Below are 18,756 nucleotides of genomic sequence, written 5' to 3'. Positions count from 1 at the left end.
CTGCTGCTACGACAAATGCATATCGAGTGCCAACGAATATTGCGAAGGTGGATATGGATGGGTGCACCCTGCATATAATCTAGTCCCCAAAATAAAGCTTTGCGTGCATTTGTAGCGATCATACAGTCCTTATTTTTTGATTTTCTTAATGCTTTAGCTCCAAATCTATAGGCTGTCCTAACTGCTGTTGACGGTACTTAGCAAAATTACCTTCTAGACTTGTATCAATATTAACGTCAACACGAGCAATTACTTTCCAAACAGTCATAAACAAGATGTAAATATCTAATGCTAAGGACTGCTTCTCAACATACTGGACATCGAGTTCCAGTCGGTCTTCCCACAGCAATCTATTGCGTCCATTAATTTGGGCTAATCCAGTGATTCCAGGAAGAACTGAATGGCGTTGACGCTCTCGTGCCGAATAGTATGGTAAATACTGAACTAGTAAGGGGCGAGGCCCTACAAAAGACATATCTCCTGTAAACACACTCCAAAGCTGTGGAAGTTCATCGAGGCTAGTTTTACGCAAAAACTTGCCTAAATTTGTGAGCCTTTCAGCATCAGGTAATAACTCACCATTAGCCCCACGCATATCTGTCATTGTGCGGAATTTATAGCAGGTGAAAAGGCGAGCATCTTTACCGGGACGTTCTTGTGTAAAGAGAATTGGGCGATCCATACGAAGATAAATAGCGATCGCAACGCTTAGTAGCACAGGAGAAAGAATAATTAATGCGATTGCTGCTACAAATCTATCTAATATAGACTTGATTAATCTGCTACTTTTTATGAAAATATGTTGCTGTAAATATTTGCTGTTCATAGCTGTGTTCTTCACTTTTGCAAAGGTAAAAATCAGTAATCAAGACCTATCACTTTCATCGAGTAACTTGAGCGTAGAGACTTTGCTTTTTCCTTTTCAATACTTTGCTGCTAGAAATTTTGAAGATATGTACACCAAGTGGTTGAAATTCGGTATTTAATACTCCATCTGTAAGCGGAACTGTCTTGTTTTCAAATAGAACAGTTGCTTCCGTGGACGTATTAGGTAGTCTAGTAAGACTAACCGAAACAGGTTCATTTGCTGAGTTAACAGCAATAACGTAAGTAGATTGATTCCAAACAGTTGTCAAGAGATTAATAGAAGGAAAGCTGAGTGGGTGCTCCATGCCATAGGTGTAGAACTTCTCTGTCCTTGTTGGTCCAGCGACAATCTCAAAGCTCACATTGTCCAACCTCGTGCCATACAAGATAGCCGAGCCGAGTTGTTCTGGCCCTACGATTTCTCCAGCAGCCTTATGATATGTTTGCAAAACACTTTCTAGATTCGGATGATCGCGCTTGTGCCAGTAAGAAAAAATCAGAATTCCCTTAGCACCAGATACGATAGACTGCCAAAAGTCGTGATATGCCCCTTCAGTGGTCGCGATCGCATTGCCAGAATCGTGAAAAAGTTCTAGAATCGCTACAGGAGTTTTTTCTCCATTCAGATAATCAGGGCCTATCGTGGCTTGTGCTAGCTTGATCCCCTTTAGTGTGGTTTCCATCCGCCATCGCACCCATGCGTGTGGCACCCCTATATAGTTTGTGTAAATGCTGGAGGGAATGATATCTAAATAAGGTACATACTGCTGGACACTTATAGCATCATAGTGACCGGGGATGTACATATAATTTGGTCGCTTTTTTGGGTCATATTTGCGTGTCCAACTCGCATAATTGGTGACTATCGCCATTTCTCCATCTCTCCAATAGCGCCGTTCTTCAGGAAATTCCCACCACGCTACCTGATCGCTCTTAGCAAGAGCGGTAATCTTGTTTGCCGCTTGTACCTCTGGTATCGGCTCAGATTTACCTGGTAGGCTGGCAAGAGCAAGCATCTTACCCTTAGCTACAGTCTCAAGAAAAGAAGGGGTAAAATGATATGTCTGGGCGATTTTCCATCCGTATTGCCGCACCCTCTGCATATCTTGTGCTTCATGTATGGAGTATAGTCCTAGCGGAAATTCCTTACTCTTAGGGTATATATCTTGTCCAACAACTTCTGTATTTGTTGCCGTAAAGACGACGGACGCAACAACAATTCCAACGGCTGCTAGTAACTTATCAGCACAACGTAAGAATTTTATTTTCGACCAATGTTTCCACTTTTTAAATGCCAGAATGCGTTTCATTTAAAACCTTCTGAAAAACATTTGCTAGTTTCTTGTACAAAATATCCCGATCAAACACTGTGTCTGCAAGTTTTCTTGCAGCAGTCTGAGCGCTTTGCAAGCACTCAGAGCTATTTAAAAATTTTGCAAGTTGAATTGCAGCAACTTTTGGATCGTTGCTAGAAATGCTAATACCAGCACCAGACTGTTCGAGAATTTCTTTTTGCCAACCGCCATAGTTAATTACGACTGGACGACCTGCTGCTAGGGCATCAAAGAATTTATTAGCTGAATTATGCTCCATCTCAGGAATTGGCTTAAACAAGGAGGTGGCAACGGTACATGCAGAAAGAAGTGCTGGCATTTCAGCTTTGGGAATAGGTGGCCACATCCAGAAGTTTTTTTCCAAAATCCCTAATTGACTACTAGCTTCTCTGACTTCACTTTCACAGGCACCTGAACCAACTACCAGAAATTTAGCTTCAGGTATGATATTTCTCATGTGACTTGCTAAATAAGCCAAGTAGTTAACTCCATTTATATGCCCTAATGTACCGGTGTAAACAATCAAAGGCCCGCCAGATAATTCGGGATGCTGGCGGAGAAACTCTAATCCAATTGTTTCTGAAATGTTAAAACGTGCATTATCGCAAGCATTAGGAATCACTTCTACTTTCTCAGGAGGAATACCCTGCTTGACGATGCCTTCTTTCATACCAGGAGAAAGCGCCACAATATGAGAAGCATTTTGATAAGCTATCAGTTCTAATTGCCGAGCCAAAAATATAGCTAATGGTGAGCGTATAGCTTTCACAGCTATTGGCATTTCTGGCCAAAGATCTCTGACTTCAAAAACATAAGGAGTACCATGCAACCATTTTCGCAACAAAGCTGGTATTGCAATAGTAAGCGGTGTACTAGTAGCAAAAGTGAGGTCAGCTTTTTCTTCTCGGAGAACTTGTAAAGAAGACCTAACAGCAAAACTCAAAAATGCCAAAATTCTTCGAGAGAAGCTCATGTGATTACTGTACTTCAAAGGAATAATATTTAGTTCAAAACTCACATTTTTTCTGTTGAACAATTTCAGGATATTAACGGCGGAAATTCCATGAATTTTCGAGTTACCGCAAAACATACAAACTTGCCATTTATCTTGGACAATACGAGTTGAAAATTCCCAGGATCTTGTGCCTCCAGAAACTGTGGGAATCGAAAAATATTGATCTAAATAAATTAATCTGCGAGTATACATCAACGTTAAACCTATACATAATTATTTGACTTAACTATTACATCTGCACGCTTGTAATTTTAATGTAATAAGTTGAAGTACTCTCGAAGTGACTGCTTGCCAATCTCGTTCCAGGAATATTTTTCTTCTACTAAATTTCGTGCAGCAAGCCCTCTTTTTGAGAGTTCTAATCGTGCGGCTAAAACCTCTTCCATACCTTTAGCGATCGCTGCTGGAGTAGCTTCCACAGACCATCCAGCCTCAGCCGCCTCCACTTCACTTGCCATATTAGTACCGGGTGTAAGCAGGCAAGGTATTCCGTAAGATAAAGCCTCTAATACTGCTATTGGATGTCCTTCAAAGCGAGAGGTATGTATAAACAAATCTGCGCTTTGGAAAACTTCTTGCTTTGCGTCTCCCAAAACTGGATCCTTGAGATTAACAATATCTTGAATTTGATATTTATTTATCATCTTCTCAAGTTTTACCTTACTTCCAGCTATATTAGATCCATATAAAAGGATTTGTACTTTTGATTGTCTCAATTTTTCTTGTAGCAGCGCACAAGCTTCTAACAAAAAGTCCAATCCTTTATGGTTGATATCGAGCCTTCCTAAATAGACAAATTTCAATTCTGGTTTACTCCCTGGATATGTCAATAGTTTACATTGAGGTATATGGACTCCATTCCCAACTATAAATACAGGATGATTCCAGGTTTTTTTGACCTCTATGGCTTCTTGTTCATTCAAACAATGTAAAGCAGCAGAATTTCGCACCATCCAGTTAAAAAACAAAAAATTTCCTACCTTTTTCTTCAGTTGTTTTTGCTGCTGTGCTCTCTTTGTCATCCCACCTTGAGGCGTAATTATATAGGGAATCTTGCGTTGCAAAGCCTCATATATGAGTGGAATATGCTTCAAAACATAGGTACTTTGGAAAACAATCAGATCGGGTCTATTTAATGGTTCTGGCATTGAAGCTAAACTTGGATAAAGAGGTAGATCCTTTATATAAACAACTGGATATGGCTCAGGATTTTCGTAGCGCCCTAGTTTAGAAGTAGTCAAAAGTCCAGTTTGCACTCCTAAATTTTGCAGGACATTAACTAATGGCGTTATGGCAGGTGTTAACCCAGTAATCCGATTGTGTGTAATTGGCGCAACATATAGGATAACAGTTGACCGTATTTTACATTCATCAAATTCATACATAAAAGTGATTCTCTCCTGTTCAAACTATAGATTTGAATCTCTATCAGACCCTTTGATTTTTTGTAGATATAGGAGTAACTTGGTTTTGTATCAAAATTGGCAGCGCAAATATTAGGCTTATAATTGAATAGTTGTCATATAATGTTCCAGAAAATAGAGAACCTATATAAATTGGTGAACAAACTAGAGTTATAATCTTCCAGCTTCTATTTAATTTCCCTTTCCACAAAAATATTCCATACATTGCAGTAAATACTAGAAGAATTACACAAGGTAAAAAGCCGCCATTATATAGCAGGTCTAGATAAATATTGTGAGGATAGGAATATATGTATTTGCTTCCTTCTCCAAATAAAAAATTATCTTTTAGAAAAAAAGATGTCAAGTTTTGCCAATATCCTTCCCTGACTGCAATAGAAGTAGAGGAGACACCACGATCATAAAACCAAAATACTCGAGAATCAATAATATATTTAGAAAAACTTGAATGTATAGTGAGTGCGGAAATAGCAAATATTATAGATATACTAGCAAATTTTAGCCAATTTAATCTGATAGATAGTACTGTGTAAATAAAAGATAAAGTCATCAAAACTCCTACTATTGTTGCACCTCTAGAACCTGTTTTAACCATTAGAGACAATGCAATAGCTAAACAAAATATTGTAATTATTAAACTAAGTATTGAAATTCTTTCTTTCTTACTAGAGTAATTTTCATGAACCAACACGAGATTTAGCAAGAAAATAGTTCCAATAATCCTGTAGTAAATATTGGGACCAAATATAAAAGATTGTCTCGGATCATTTCCAGAAAACTGTTGAGATAATACTCCAAGAAAAATTAGTGATATGGCAGGTAGCCATCGAATTAGCTTACAACCTGGACTATCACTTAGTAATCGCTCGATTACATGCGTTCCAAAAACAAGAATATTAACATATAGAATTCCTGATACAGCGCCAAAATAATAGTCAAAACTGTATTGATAAAATTGAATAAAAATAGCTAGGAGAGCGAGAAAAATGAATATTTGAGCAGAAATTTCTGCTGGGCTTAAAATAAAGTTTCTTCTCAAGGCAAAAACTATTATCCAAAAAACCAAAAAGAAAGGAATTTCATATACTGTTTTATTTTCTCCAGAAAATGTAGAACAAAAAATCAAACTTAAGTCAATAGGTAAAAGAATTACATTATTCCAAAAATCCTGGTTTGATGTTTTTTGAATGATGGTATTTGACATTTATTTACACCAGTATGATTAGTTTTATATAAAATCTAAAAATTAATAGTTTTGAATAAAACAAATTTTTCTAAGTATATTTTTTCTAAGCTTTCAACAATATTGTGAATATTAAATGAGGATTGCTCAATAATCTCAAAAGCTTTTCTTTGACTCATTTCTGATAGAGTCTTGCTTGCAGCTAGGATTCCCTCAGCCCAAGCAGAAGCTGGTTCCGATAGAGACATTCTTCGCATTAAATGCTTAACCACATCTGCTTCCTCAGGAACAACATCTGAGAATACACAAGGTAGCCCTGCTGCTTGTGCTTCGATTAATACTAAGCCCAGTCCTTCGTAGAAAGATGGAAACAGAAATATATCCATAGCGCCTAACATCAGTCGGGGTACATCAGGACGAACGCCTGCGAAAATTACACGATCTGTTAAGCCCATTTGCATGATTTTCTGCTCTATATCTGGGCGCAATGATCCATTACCTACCAATAAGAGGTACATCTTTGGTTCTCGATTAGCGACCTCTGCAAAGATATCTACAAGAAAGTGATGATTTTTTGGTTGCTCAAATCTGCCAACATGACCTATGACTAAGGCATCTTTAGGTATACCCAATTCAGCACGCACAGTAACTGGATTAACAACAGCTTGGAAGGGTTTGAGATCAGCTCCACAGTCAACCACCCGCCAACGCGGATCGCTTAGACCAAACAAAGCCTCTCCTGCTTTGCGACTACATGCTAGACCTACAGTTGCATATAGGGAAATCCACCGTTCCATCAAACTTAGATACAAACGCCGATACCATCTCGCCTTCGCCTCAAGTGAAAAAGAATCAACTTGGCTATGGGCAATACGGATTGGCACACCACCTTGCTGTGCTAGGCGGAGAATATAACCACTGAAGTGATGAACATGACTATGAACAATATCATAAGGGCCGTACTCGCGTAAGATACGTTTGAAATTAGGAGCGTACAACCAGGGTCGTGACGGATGAGGACATGGAATAACCTTGCTACCAAGGGTACGAATTTCTTCATCGTAAGCGCTGGACTGGGCTGTGTTAACCAGAAAATCCATCTGGAAGCGATCGCGATCAATGTGTCGCAAAATGTACATTAACCAGGTTTCGATTCCACCTCTATTCATCCCCGCAACAACATGGAGGATACGTATTGAATGCTCATCGACCTTCTGCATATCTCTAGAGTTTGTGTAGTGCATGAAAGATAACTCCTAAACTAAAAATTGTTTGGACAATAGTTGCAATAACTAGTGTGATCGCTGCCCCTAACAATCCCAAACTGGGTAGCAGCCATAAACAGGTTATCGTTGAGATAGTTAGTACAATCACAAACAAAGGGATTTGGATGCGAAAGTGCCGACATGCCGTCATTCCATAGCCCAGGAAGGATGACACATAGTTAATTCCAGCTGCAACCATCAACCAGATAAACAAATTTGTTTGCTCGGCATATTCAGGTCGATACAGAAGAGTCAGGATCTGATGTCCAGCTACAACAGCTATCAAAACACCTGTTCCGCCCAATAAAGCAGCGATTCCTACCAGCTTGAGTAAGAGTGTATGGAAAGCAATAGCATCTTTAGCCGCGTAATACTTAGCTAGCCTAGAAATGCTTGACTCTCCTAGGGCATTTACTATTATGTTTCCTGCCACCATCAGGTAGGCAATGGCTGCAAAAATACCCAATTCCCGCTCACCTAAATATCGCTCAATAAAGTAGCGGGGAATATTGGTATTGAGTGAAATTAGCATCATCACAAACCCCAGAGGCAAACAGAGCCATACCAGTTTTACTAAGGTTTTTTGATGCCAGCGTGGTTGTAATTGTGACCTTTGTAGCATTAAGATACCACTGCAAATGTCCCAAGCGACTAACACCACTGCCCAAGCGAAGACTAACCCAAGTACACCCCACAGAATATGTCCGGATATATATACTCCAATGCCCAGTAGTAGCAGTGATAGAGGGCCTTTAATGATCAACGATATTGCAATCCGATCCATGCGTTCGTGCTGCTGAATCAGTCCATGAAATATGTCGCTAATAGACTCGAATGCCTTTGCCAAACCCATCAAGAAGATAACTAGAGATGTTTCCCATCGAAAGCCGCCTAACAAACTAATAACCGTAATAATCGCAAGTGCTAAAGCTGTCGAGATTAGTCTTAGCCCCAAATAATCGCTAAAAGAATACTGTTTTCTGGCATCTGTTGCTTGTACAATTCGCAACTGAAGATTTGTAAACATGATTATAGGTGCTGTTATCGCCAGCCCCAAGGTAAACTGTCCTACCATCTCTGGACTGCCAAGTTTAGCCAGTATCACCAACATTCCCCACTGGCAAGCTGCATAAACTAAATTACCGACGAAAGTCCAAGAAAAATTGCCGCGCAGTGTTAGTGGCTTATGTTGTTGCATCTGCTTTAGTCATTAACCTCATCCAATTTTGCAGTTTGATACCAAACACAACAATGATTTGATAACCATCCACGCAAGCTATCCATTTGCCGCTCTCAAGCTTGTGAGGATCGATATTATGCATTCCGGTTTTATTCCACCCATAACCACTTGCATTGATAATTGGATTATTTTGAACCGCTTTTTCTTTATAAGTTGTTGTTGTCAAATCGGTAATTTCAAATGCTCTCACTTGATTGCCATACAAATGCTCATCATCCTGGGTATATCGAAAAATTTTATTATCGTATACTACAACTCTTCCTCCTGGTCTTGCTATGTTTAAATTGTCTTTTATAATAGGGCTTTGAGGATGTTCAATCCAACGCCCCATTAGGTCATCAGTATAGTAAAGACGTAAAATATTGCTTTGTGATGAAGATGTGAACATCCACCACCTTTCATTAAAATTAAAAACAGAACTATCTACATAATCTTTGCCATCTAGTAAAGTTTTTAAAAACATCCATCTAGTTGGAAAATCAACTGCTTTGTATAAGCGAATAGAATTAGCTTTATAACTCTCTGGAATCATATAGTATTCATTTTTAAAATTGAATATATAAGGATAAGATAAATGAAATTCTTCTTTAATTACTATTTGTTTGTAATTCCAATTGAATCCATCATTGCTAGTTGCTAGTCCTATTTCACCTTTATTATTAAGACTATTCAGTACTTCAAAAAACATATACCAAGTGCCATTATCACTAACCATAAATGGATCGGCAACAAATTCGGCCATTACATCTGTTACATCTTTAGCAGTTAAAACTGGATTTTTGATGTTTTCTGTAGAAACGAAATCCCAAAGAGATTGACCTGTATAAATTCCAATTGACCATTTAGTTTGTCTTCTTACCAAAGTTCTTGCTAGTTCCTTGAAAAAGGAGAAGTATCTTTTTTTTAAGGTAAATACTCTATTTGTTTTTCGTAATAAACTGTGAAAGCCATAGATCGTTTCCATGTTATTCTCCAAATTAAATGTAGAGTTATTTGATGAATTAGCCATCGACTTAGAGTCCAAATTCTCTATTTTATTTAGCTCCTCCCGATTCCACTTTCGCAAGTTTGTTTTTACTTGAATATGTGATTACAGCACTACTCTTTAGACTGTTTCTTCGTTCATTATTTTCTAAATACTTAGGTTTGTATCCTGAAACCAGTTGTTCCAGTAATAACATGATGTATTTAATATCATTTTTACCTGCTGCGGAACACAATTTTTCTACAGTCATGGCGAGATTTTCTGAAACAATCCGACTACCATTTTTCACTACTATCAATTTCTCATGTTGAGTTTGTTCGTACTCTTCTCCCTCGATAAACAGTTCTTCAAATAACTTTTCCCCAGGTCTTAAGCCTGTAAATAAGATGTCAATATCTTTATTTACTTCATATCCCGAAAGGCGAATTAATTCTTTAGCCAAGTCAACAATTTTTACAGGTTCGCCCATATTCAGCATTAAGACTTCACCACCACGACTCAATACCGCAGCTTGTAAAACAAGTTGCACTGCTTCTGGGATGGTCATGAAATAACGACAGATATCGGGATGAGTAACGGTTACTGGGCCACCTGAAGCAATTTGTTTTTTGAAAGTTGGAACTACACTACCGCGACTACCCAAAACATTGCCAAAACGCACAACAACATAAGGTTTACCGCTTTCTTTTGCAGCTTGTAGCACTAACATTTCGGCAACTCTCTTACTAGCACCCATGACACTAGTGGGATTAACAGCTTTATCTGTGGAAATCATCACAAAGTTTTGAACATTGTATTGCAGTGCCATATCCAATAAGTTTTTTGTTCCAAGCACATTGTTAGTGATTGCTTCTGATGAATTTAATTCCATCAGAGGAACGTGCTTATGAGCAGCCGCATGAAAAATCACGTTAGGTTGAAATTGTTCAAAAGCTTGTTTTAGGCGAACGCTATAACGAATATCGCCAATGAAAGTATAAATACGAGGGGTGTATCGCTGTACTTTCCCATCATTTTTGAGTATTTGGATCAGTTTTTCTAACTCTTGTTGGATATTAAATATAGAATTCTCCCCATGTCCCATAAGTATCATTTCCGCAGGATGACACTTGAAAATTTGACGGCAAAGTTCACTACCAATTGATCCTCCTGCACCTGTAATCAGTACTGTCTTACCTTTGATAAATTTATGCACTTGCTCAACATCAGTCTGTATGGGTTCTCGCCTGAGCAAATCCTCAATCCTGACATCTCGAATGCTATCTACTCGTACACGATCGTTGAGGATTTCATATATTCCAGGTAAAGTACTAGTTTGTATTCCAGTTGCTTTGCAAATATCTACGATTTCTCGAATAACATGGCCAGCAACCGTAGGCATGGCGATGATAACTTTGTGGATTTGGAGAGATTTTAAAGTATCAGGAATTTGGTGGCGATTGCCTACGACTGGAAGACCACGAATTTGGACATTTAATTTCCGTGGATCGTCGTCAATGAAGGCAACAGCATGAAAGCCTAGTTTAGGTTTGCTTTGCATATCTTGCACAAGGGAAACTCCGGCATTACCAGCACCAATAATCAGCACCCGCTCTCGTGGATGAAATACTCCTTGACGTTGGATAAATCTTTCTACAACTCGAAAACTGAAACGTAACATTCCTATAAAAATACATGACAGTAATCCATCAATAAATGGCAGCGATCGCGGCAGGTTATCTGTTACAAAAGGCAATATGTGATTAAGAAGATTAAATGTCATGCTTTGGATGACTATTGCACCTACCATCAACATCGCTATATATGTCAGTTCCTCAACACTGGCATAGCGCCAGTATCGCCTATAAAAACCAAAACTCCAAAATACAATTAGTTTAACTAATAAAAATAGTAGAGTTGCGATTCCTAGTTGTGATATGTTTGCTTGAATATCGAGAGAGCCGTCTAAACGGATAAGCAGCGCTAATAAAGGAGTAATTGAAAAAATAATGATATCAAAAATTAACAAATGCGTATTTTTTAGCTCTAGCAGCTTTTTTAATAAATTGGCACTAAAATTTTGAAAGATTCTAAGTAAGAGTTTCATACTTGAAAAAACCTCCTAAGCAAGCTACAGAATCACCCATTTTGTACATAAAAATTCTCCCTTTGGAGAATATTTCATATCGCCAATTAACTTGGAAAATGATGTTTTTTGCCTGGAATATCTTGTTAAATAATCATTTCTAGAGAATTGACATAGGTAAGTATTTTGTCCATTTGATAATTTATAAATGAACAAAAATTTAATTTTTAAATCAATTCCTAATTTACTAATTTCTGATTTTTACATCCATATTAGAGTTGGCTTGTCTAGAAATGGATATAGCTAATAATCAAAAAAATGCCCATGCACATTTCTACTGGTCTTTGCCCAGTTTACTGGAATATGCTTTACTAATGGCTCTCAATAGTGCTTGCTGTATCTACTTGTTTACAGCTTATATCCTAAGAGCTTTTTTGAGTAGACCTCTTGCAAAAAAGTTTTATGGTAAATTAAAGCGTTAAACAAATTGTCAAAAAGATAACTAGCATTTTGAAGGTCATAGTTATAAATGCCTGCAATTAAGTTATGCTTGAGTTGTCTTCAGCAATTGTTCAATTGTTATAATCTACCTTGATAATTTTAGACAAGTTATGTTCTGAAAAACCGGATATTTAAACTAATATTTTCTTGTATATATTACTACATTTCATACCAATTTAATGTGAAGTTGCACATATCTTGATCCCCCTAAATCCACTTTAAAAAGGGGGACTTTGATAGATGTTTTTCTGGTTCCCCCCTTATTAAGGGGAGCCAGCGCGGTCTTCTCGCAAAGGAAGAGGCTAGCGCCTTTCCTTCGGAACGCTACGCGAACGCGGAGCGTCTCGTGGAGAAGGGGGTTTCCCCCATGAGCGACTGGCGTGGGCTAGGGGGGCTCAAATTCTATGCAGCTTCATAAAAAATTGGTATTACTTCTGTTTGATTATTTTTTTGTAATTTAGTGGCGTTGCTATCTTTATGCAAAGAGTGAATATTATATCTAAAACTTACCACTAATAACATCACATTGGTAATTGATCGGAGTTCAAGTTAGTGTAACCTAAAAATTAAATTTATTTGTAGTTGCCCAGGCGCTTACCATTATAATTGCGCTTTGGTTACTACTATCATAAGAACTACGTAAAGTTTTTCCATCGAGTGCAACCACTTTCCCAGAAGTTATCTTCTGTATTGATTTTATCCAATCTAGAAAACATGGCTGAAACTGTTGGGGATTTATCTGTGCAAATACTCGTGCGAATGTATCATGTCACGGGATACCATTTGGTAGGTCTAGAAATATTTTTAATCACTCATACTTGACACATCCATAAGTCTCTATTGCCACCCAACCATCTGCCCCAAAAATCACAGCACACACGGCAATCGTTATGATATCCATTAAGTTGTGTCGCTTTGTTCGATCTATTCGTGGGTCTTCTATTCCCAAAAAATGGTCAGCAATTGTAATTTTTGGCTTTAGCTTCATAGAGAGGAGAATCAGAATGAAATTCTTCTTTAGAGCAACTGTTAGAACACCGTGTTCTTTACCCCCTCCCTCTACAATGATTATCATTACCATATAGGTGAATATTTAATTTCCTCAAAGCCTTATTTGATTAGGGTTTTCCTAAATTCCACTCTGATTCAGGCTCGTCAATATTTAGATGCGTTTGCCCTGTTAGTAAGTGCAAAGCGGCGCTATGATCCTGATAATTTGCTAACTCCAAGTCCAGGGATTCTTGAAGCATCAGCACCCAAGCAAGAAACGATTACTTGAGATAGCTGTTGGGGAAGTGCATACTTCTGATAAAGGCTTATTTTTTCGTTGTCAACAAATCAAAAACAGCGATCGCTTTCTGAAAAAGATTCGCTCGAAAAAGCGGCGTTGCATAAATACGGAATGAATTGGCGGGTGAAAGCATTGATAACTCATTCCAAATTTGGCTAAATCATCCCATGATTCAGCAACGCCTGAATCGTTTGTTGCCCTTGTCTTCTTTGCTGATCCAATAGTATCCTTTCAAGATTGGATTGTTAATTAATTATTTTTCGCCTCACCATCCCGGAAATTGAACCTATGAACCAGAGTCAATAATTACAAGGTCATAGGCTTCTATAACTCTAATGTGGAGAGTATAAAGTATATTCCCTCTTAATACAAACCATTGAAATTAGTTTTTTGACCGTTACAAACTATGCCTAATATATTCAACCGATAAATTTTCAGGTTATCTAAAGCTATTTTTAGTATTGAAGAATTTGTTTTGTGAATTCGAACTACTATCAATAGTCCATCAGTGTGGGGTGCTATCAGGCTAGCATCAGCTAATCCCACTAAAGGAGGTGCATCATAAATCACTAAGTCAAAATTCTTCTGAAAATCTGTCATTAATTGCTTCATCTTTGAAGATGAGAGCAACTTTGCGGGATCGGATGATACTGGTCCAGCAGTGATTACAGATAGTTTGCTCATAGAAGGTAGTTGTCGAATTACTTCTCCCACTGGCAAGTTTGTAGAAATTAAATTGCTTAATCCCCAGAGATTATTTAAATGTGAGAGATTGTGAATTGTGGGTTTACGAAGATCAGCGTCTACAAGTAAGACTCGTTGCCCCATTGCTGTAGCTATCTGAGCTAGATGAAGGGCTATGGTCGACTTGCCATCACCAGGCATAGCTGAACTAATAACTATGGAACGAAACGGGCTATCGGAACTGAGTAGTTTAATATTTGTATAAACTACCCTTAAAGCTTCGGAAAAGTTGGAAGAATACTCACCCTGTTCTTCCTCTGGTAAAACAGTCAGTTTAGCAATCTTCTTAGAAAGAAAATTTGGTATCCTTAACAAGGGAAAATTTTGCTGAAAAGTGCGGCGGTTTTGCTTAGTTTGAATCTGCTCTTCAAATGGAATATTTCCTAACAATGGCTGCTTAACTTTTCTCTTCAGATCATCGACAGTATGGTAGGCATTATCTAGCTTTTCTATTAGTAAGACAATACCAACTCCTGAGATGATACTTGCAACTAATGCCAATACAAAACTGCGTAGGGTATCAGAAGAAGAAATAGAAATGTCCGGTGTAGTTGGTACTTGAAGTAATTGCCAGCCTAGCTCTGTTTGGGATATTTGAATTTGGAGATTCTCGCGGGTTGATAAAAACCGATTTAAACTATCATTTGCAAATTGTAATTTACGCTGTAATTCAGTGTACTGTCTTGTTAGAATTGGCAGTTGCTTACGTCGTTGTGCAAGTTTCTGTTCTATTTTGGTAAGTTCTTGACTTTGCACTTCTAATTTCTGAAGTTGCATCTCTACTTCTGCAAATTTTACACCCAATAATTGCTGTGCCTGTTGACGTAGCAAAGGTAAAAGACTAGCTCGTTTCTCTTTCAATGTTTGAATGGTTGGGTTTTTGTCCTGTAAACGAGTAGATTCAGTTGCAATCTGAATATCAAATTGACGTATTTGAGTAATCAACTGCTGATATAAAGGAGCATTATCCAGCATTGCTGTTGCGCCATTTTTTTCTTTTAGACTCGTTACATTAGCACGAGCTTGAGCTAACTGTAGATCAATTTCTTGTCTTTTCTGAGATAATTCAATGGTTTGTGATGAGATTTGCTCTGCTTGGCTTTCTGGGTTGTCAAAATTATAATTTTGTCTAAAAATTTGCAACTCTTTTTGGAGTTGATCTACCCGATTCTGTGTTAAAGGTAATTGGTATTCAACAAACTGAAGCCCTTGACGTAATTTGGTTTGCCTCCTGATTTTGCTGTAGTCTAAGTAATCTTTAGCGAGCCGTTGTAGTACAGCTTGAGTTTGATCTTGATTTTTACTGTGATAGCTAACTAATATAATCTTGGTTTCACCTAATCGAGTAATTTTTAGAGAATCGATCAGAGAATAATAGTTTAATTCTGGATAAGAAGCTTGTAGCCGTTTAAGAGTGTCTTTCATCAGTTCAGGACTCTTAAGAACCTGAATTTGGCTTTCATAATCTAGACTAGACATCTGTGAGTTAGAGTCTTTGACAACATCCACATCTGTGGAGTCATCATTCACAGGTTCCACTAACAGTTGAAAATTGCCTTCATATTCTGGGGGCTTCTGCTTTAGCACTAAGCTAATAACTGCAATTGTCATAACAGTAATAGTCACACCTGTCATAACTAGCGCTCTTCGCCGTAAAACACCCAGAAATTTTTGCACACTCCATTCTTCTTCCTCTTCAACCCACGGAACAAGTTGATTTTGTTGATTTTGAAGAGATGGAGGCGCAGAATTATTACTGCGATCAGAACTTGAAGGTTGGGAAGGATAATTCTCTATCATATTCTTAAATATTTGGTAATAAGTTAGACAGAATTAGTAGAAAGAGTTTTATAAGCTTCTGTGAGATAAATTTGATACAACCAACAATCTATACTAGATTTGATATTTACTTAATAAACTTATGATGAAATCACAAGTCTTTATTCTTTAATCCATTACACAAATAACGCAAGCTGCTAGTTAGGCTCGTTAAATAGTATGAAATAATACAAGCAATTTAGTTTAAGTATAAGAGAGTACAAAACTTTAAATTTTCTACTTAATAAACGTGAATTTCGGTAATGATATCCAAATTATTCTCTCATAAAAACAATTTATTTTTGGATTCAGTGGAAACACAGGTAATACTTAAGTGCTTAAGTTAACAATTAAGGGATATAAATTATCGATGCTTGGCATGAAGTGGAGTTTTTGCCATACCTCTACTGCGGCTGTGGTACCTTGGAAATGCTGACTTCTACCAAATTCTATGTAAATGCATTGAATAATTAATTCCTCGGACGATCTCTTTCTTTGCATACCTTGCAGTTCGTTGAATAAATATTAAGTGTATTTTAATACAAAGGCAGTGCATCTTTTTATTATACTTTTATTTTCTCAGTATATTATCTAAATCCTGTTCAACAATCAAACAGGAGTCCCCCTAGCCCATAAAACTATTATTTTATAAAGTTTTAGATTAGATATAATTTAAAAATATAAATTTTTAATGAAGTAAATGATTCGATATGGAAACATGGTATTGTGAAGTTCTCAGTGTTACATATAATAAAGTAATAAAGCCTAAAAGCTTTAGTTATAAAGTTGTGTGTGACTAGAGAAACTCAAACAAAAGCTAAACACTACTCAAAACAAAGCATTCTAGAATTAAATTGTGAATAGTAATCATAACTCCAGATATCTCAGTTGACTGAATGTTACTCAAACAATAGAGACTGCCACCAAGCAAGCATAAAATCTCTTTTTAGAAGTTTAAGTAAGTACTGGCTCAACCTGTCAAGTACTTGCTTTACACATAAAAATATTACTTCTCTCTAAAATAATTTGTTCTCGGCTAGAAGTGTTCTCATCATTTTTGTGTTCTCGTATCTGTTAGAGAAGTGTATATATAAACTAGAAAGAGTGTTCTGTTAGTTAGCCTGAATAGAGTTATAAGATCATGCCTAAATGTGCAACATTCAGAGGTCTTTTAAGCTATTGTGGGGTGACGAAATAGACCCTACTTGGGAGCGTGAACTAAACAAAATACAAGGTTTTCAGTTTAGTTAGGGTATGCCAAGCTGTGGCTAACGTGCCGAAACAAAATTAGTCTTGATAGTACCTTATATAAATGAATTAGTTTCGCGAAAATTGTATTTTGTTGAGTCAAGCTTTCTTAGTGAATATTAAGCCAAATTTGTAAATTCTTACAATATAGTCTAGATGTTTTTTCTAGATTATTTCGAGTTTATACAATTTTTGGATAACAGTTTTTTCTATTTCAGACGAGGACATAGACTATGAGACTTAATCAATGGATTAATCAAAATTTTTTGAAATCCATTTCTACTCCTTTAGATGCAAAAAAAGATACAAAAAACAAGCCTTCTGTAAAAACTCAACAATCAATTAAGTTATCTGTAGTTACCCAATTTTTCCCTCCGGATTATGCCGCTACAGGGCAGTTGATTGAAGAATTAGTGAAACAGTTAGGGCAGCAAGGAGTGGATATTGAAATTTTTACAAGTCAGCCAGGATATGCATTTCGTTCTGATACGGCCCCAGCTGTTGAATGGGCTGACCAAATCCGAATTCAGCGATCGCGTACTGCTCAACTCTGGCCGGGTAGAATTCGTGGCAAAGCCATTAATGGTGTGCTATACACCTTGCGGGCGACGCTCTATTTGCTAAGAGGTTCGCGTCGCAACAATGTATTGTTGCTAACTACGGCTCCCCCGTTTTTGCCAGTGATCGGATATCTAGCTTATATCTTATTCAAGTTACCTTATGTATGCGTATTATATGATTTGTACCCTGATATTGCGATCGCACTAGGTGTAATTTCAAAGAGTAACTGGCTGGTGCGATTGTGGCGTGCAATCAATAAACAGGTTTGGTTAAAAGCCAAGGGGATCATAGTACTTAGCCCAGCGATGAAACAACAGGTAGTGGCACATTGTCCCCAAGTAGCTGATAAAATTTCTGTAATTCACAGTTGGGCTAACCCAGAAGCGATCGTACCGATTGCTAAGAAAGAAAACTGGTTTGCCTGGAAGTATAACCTAGTTAACAAATTTACCGTCCTCTATTCTGGCAATATGGGTCGTTGCCATGATATTGACACCATGTTGGAAGCTGCAAAGCAATTGCAAGATGAGCCAATTCAGTTTGTCTGCATTGGTGGTGGTGCCAAACGCGAAGAATTAATGATGGAAGTGGAGCGGTTAGGGCTGACCAATTTTACATTTCTACCTTATCAAGATAAGCAGGTGTTACCTTATTCCCTAACGGCTTGCGATCTATCAATAGTGAGTGTAGATGCAACTACAGAGGGTTTAGTTGTTCCCAGCAAACTTTACTCAGCTTTAGCCTCTGGGCGACCAATAGCAGTAATTTGCTCCCAGACTTCATATCTGAGACAACTCGTAGCTGATGCTAGTTGTGGTAGCACATTTGACAATGGAGATGGTCAAGGTCTAGCGCAATTTATTCGGTTTCTGAATCGAGATCCCCAAATAGGAGAGCAGATGGGCAAAGCAGGTCGTCAGTATTTGCGATCGCACTTCACACCTAAAGTTATCTCTAAACAATACTTGCATGTTTTACAGCAGGCAGTATTTGATGAAATAATCACCATGTCTCGAAGCGATGTAAAGTAAGCATATTTAGGTTTATTAAATTTCTATGATTTTGATAAACCTTAAACAATTTGATCCACAAATTTTTGGTTGCATGGTATAAGACTATTAGGAGAAAAATAAAGCATTAGAATCTTTTGATTTAGTCAAAAACTAACTCTTCGCAAAATCATTTTTTTCAATTACAAAGGAAGTAAATTAATTA

General features: G+C 37.5%; 13 protein-coding genes and 1 pseudogene. 3 read left to right on the top strand and 11 right to left on the bottom strand.

Annotated features, from left to right (window positions below):
* Nucleotides 1–145 precede the first annotated feature (145 nt).
* The 10 genes and pseudogenes from H6G86_RS03685 to H6G86_RS38515 form a co-directional block, all read right to left on the bottom strand.
* Nucleotides 146–826 carry a sugar transferase gene (locus tag H6G86_RS03685; RefSeq protein WP_190933166.1) on the bottom strand — a complete coding sequence of 227 codons (681 nt, stop codon included), beginning with the start codon at nt 824–826 and terminating at the stop codon, nt 146–148.
* A 55-nt stretch (nt 827–881) separates the two neighbouring features.
* Nucleotides 882–2,177 (bottom strand): hypothetical protein, encoded by a 1,296-nt coding sequence (locus H6G86_RS03680; protein ID WP_190933165.1) that lies wholly within the window; start codon nt 2,175–2,177, stop codon nt 882–884.
* Complete coding sequence (locus H6G86_RS03675) at nt 2,155–3,408, bottom strand: glycosyltransferase family 4 protein (RefSeq protein ID WP_190933164.1); 1,254 nt, start codon at nt 3,406–3,408, stop codon at nt 2,155–2,157. Before H6G86_RS03675 ends, H6G86_RS03680 begins: the two co-directional genes overlap by 23 nt.
* 59 nt (nt 3,409–3,467) lie before the next feature.
* Nucleotides 3,468–4,601, bottom strand: coding sequence for a glycosyltransferase (locus tag H6G86_RS03670; protein ID WP_190933163.1), 1,134 nt, complete (start codon nt 4,599–4,601; stop codon nt 3,468–3,470).
* Nucleotides 4,602–4,644: 43 nt separating this feature from the next.
* Entirely contained in the window at nt 4,645–5,844 is a 1,200-nt protein-coding gene (locus H6G86_RS03665; RefSeq protein ID WP_190933162.1) for an O-antigen ligase family protein, read from the bottom strand.
* A 35-nt stretch (nt 5,845–5,879) separates the two neighbouring features.
* Nucleotides 5,880–7,067, bottom strand: coding sequence for a glycosyltransferase family 1 protein (locus tag H6G86_RS03660; RefSeq protein WP_242064674.1), 1,188 nt, complete (start codon nt 7,065–7,067; stop codon nt 5,880–5,882).
* The gene (locus H6G86_RS03655) at nt 7,048–8,286 is read right to left on the bottom strand and encodes a lipopolysaccharide biosynthesis protein (protein WP_190933161.1); all 1,239 of its coding nucleotides are present in this window, start codon (nt 8,284–8,286) and stop codon (nt 7,048–7,050) included. Before H6G86_RS03655 ends, H6G86_RS03660 begins: the two co-directional genes overlap by 20 nt.
* Nucleotides 8,273–9,292, bottom strand: coding sequence for a glucosamine inositolphosphorylceramide transferase family protein (locus H6G86_RS03650; protein ID WP_206758423.1), 1,020 nt, complete (start codon nt 9,290–9,292; stop codon nt 8,273–8,275). Before H6G86_RS03650 ends, H6G86_RS03655 begins: the two co-directional genes overlap by 14 nt.
* Before the next feature lie 70 nt (nt 9,293–9,362).
* Nucleotides 9,363–11,399: a polysaccharide biosynthesis protein gene (locus H6G86_RS03645; protein WP_190933159.1), complete on the bottom strand. Its 2,037-nt coding sequence runs from the start codon at nt 11,397–11,399 to the stop codon at nt 9,363–9,365.
* Nucleotides 11,400–12,450: 1,051 nt separating this feature from the next.
* Nucleotides 12,451–12,867: pseudogene (locus tag H6G86_RS38515) on the bottom strand (ISAs1 family transposase); the annotation flags it as partial.
* 126 nt (nt 12,868–12,993) lie between these two features.
* On the opposite strand from H6G86_RS38515, the gene H6G86_RS03635 reads away from it, so the two are divergent.
* Both H6G86_RS03635 and H6G86_RS39425 read left to right on the top strand, forming a co-directional pair.
* Nucleotides 12,994–13,158, top strand: coding sequence for a BBE domain-containing protein (locus H6G86_RS03635; RefSeq protein WP_190933158.1), 165 nt, complete (start codon nt 12,994–12,996; stop codon nt 13,156–13,158).
* A 48-nt stretch (nt 13,159–13,206) separates the two neighbouring features.
* Entirely contained in the window at nt 13,207–13,329 is a 123-nt protein-coding gene (locus H6G86_RS39425; protein WP_277883534.1) for a hypothetical protein, read from the top strand.
* 204 nt (nt 13,330–13,533) lie between these two features.
* On the opposite strand, the gene H6G86_RS03630 is transcribed toward H6G86_RS39425, so the two are convergent.
* Entirely contained in the window at nt 13,534–15,714 is a 2,181-nt protein-coding gene (locus H6G86_RS03630) for a GumC family protein (protein ID WP_199338148.1), read from the bottom strand.
* A gap of 1,499 nt (nt 15,715–17,213) precedes the next feature.
* Here H6G86_RS03630 and H6G86_RS03625 point away from each other — a divergent pair.
* The gene (locus H6G86_RS03625; protein ID WP_190933157.1) at nt 17,214–18,572 is read left to right on the top strand and encodes a glycosyltransferase family 4 protein; all 1,359 of its coding nucleotides are present in this window, start codon (nt 17,214–17,216) and stop codon (nt 18,570–18,572) included.
* Nucleotides 18,573–18,756: the final 184 nt, after the last annotated feature.

The sequence above is a fragment of the Nostoc sp. FACHB-133 genome (assembly GCF_014698055.1).
GTDB lineage: Bacteria > Cyanobacteriota > Cyanobacteriia > Cyanobacteriales > Nostocaceae > Nostoc.
This window is presented reverse-complemented; position numbering and strand designations above follow the sequence as displayed.

Excerpts from the sequence above, each read along its gene's own strand:
- H6G86_RS03685 (WP_190933166.1), bottom strand. The coding sequence starts at position 826 with ATGAACAGCAAATATTTACAGCAACATATTTTCATAAAAAGTAGCAGA.
- H6G86_RS03680 (WP_190933165.1), bottom strand. The coding sequence starts at position 2,177 with ATGAAACGCATTCTGGCATTTAAAAAGTGGAAACATTGGTCGAAAATA.
- H6G86_RS03675 (WP_190933164.1), bottom strand. The coding sequence starts at position 3,408 with ATGTATACTCGCAGATTAATTTATTTAGATCAATATTTTTCGATTCCC.
- H6G86_RS03670 (WP_190933163.1), bottom strand. The coding sequence starts at position 4,601 with ATGTATGAATTTGATGAATGTAAAATACGGTCAACTGTTATCCTATAT.
- H6G86_RS03665 (WP_190933162.1), bottom strand. The coding sequence starts at position 5,844 with ATGTCAAATACCATCATTCAAAAAACATCAAACCAGGATTTTTGGAAT.
- H6G86_RS03660 (WP_242064674.1), bottom strand. The coding sequence starts at position 7,067 with ATGCACTACACAAACTCTAGAGATATGCAGAAGGTCGATGAGCATTCA.
- H6G86_RS03655 (WP_190933161.1), bottom strand. The coding sequence starts at position 8,286 with ATGCAACAACATAAGCCACTAACACTGCGCGGCAATTTTTCTTGGACT.
- H6G86_RS03650 (WP_206758423.1), bottom strand. The coding sequence starts at position 9,292 with ATGGAAACGATCTATGGCTTTCACAGTTTATTACGAAAAACAAATAGA.
- H6G86_RS03645 (WP_190933159.1), bottom strand. The coding sequence starts at position 11,399 with ATGAAACTCTTACTTAGAATCTTTCAAAATTTTAGTGCCAATTTATTA.
- H6G86_RS03630 (WP_199338148.1), bottom strand. The coding sequence starts at position 15,714 with ATGATAGAGAATTATCCTTCCCAACCTTCAAGTTCTGATCGCAGTAAT.
- H6G86_RS03625 (WP_190933157.1), top strand. The coding sequence starts at position 17,214 with ATGAGACTTAATCAATGGATTAATCAAAATTTTTTGAAATCCATTTCT.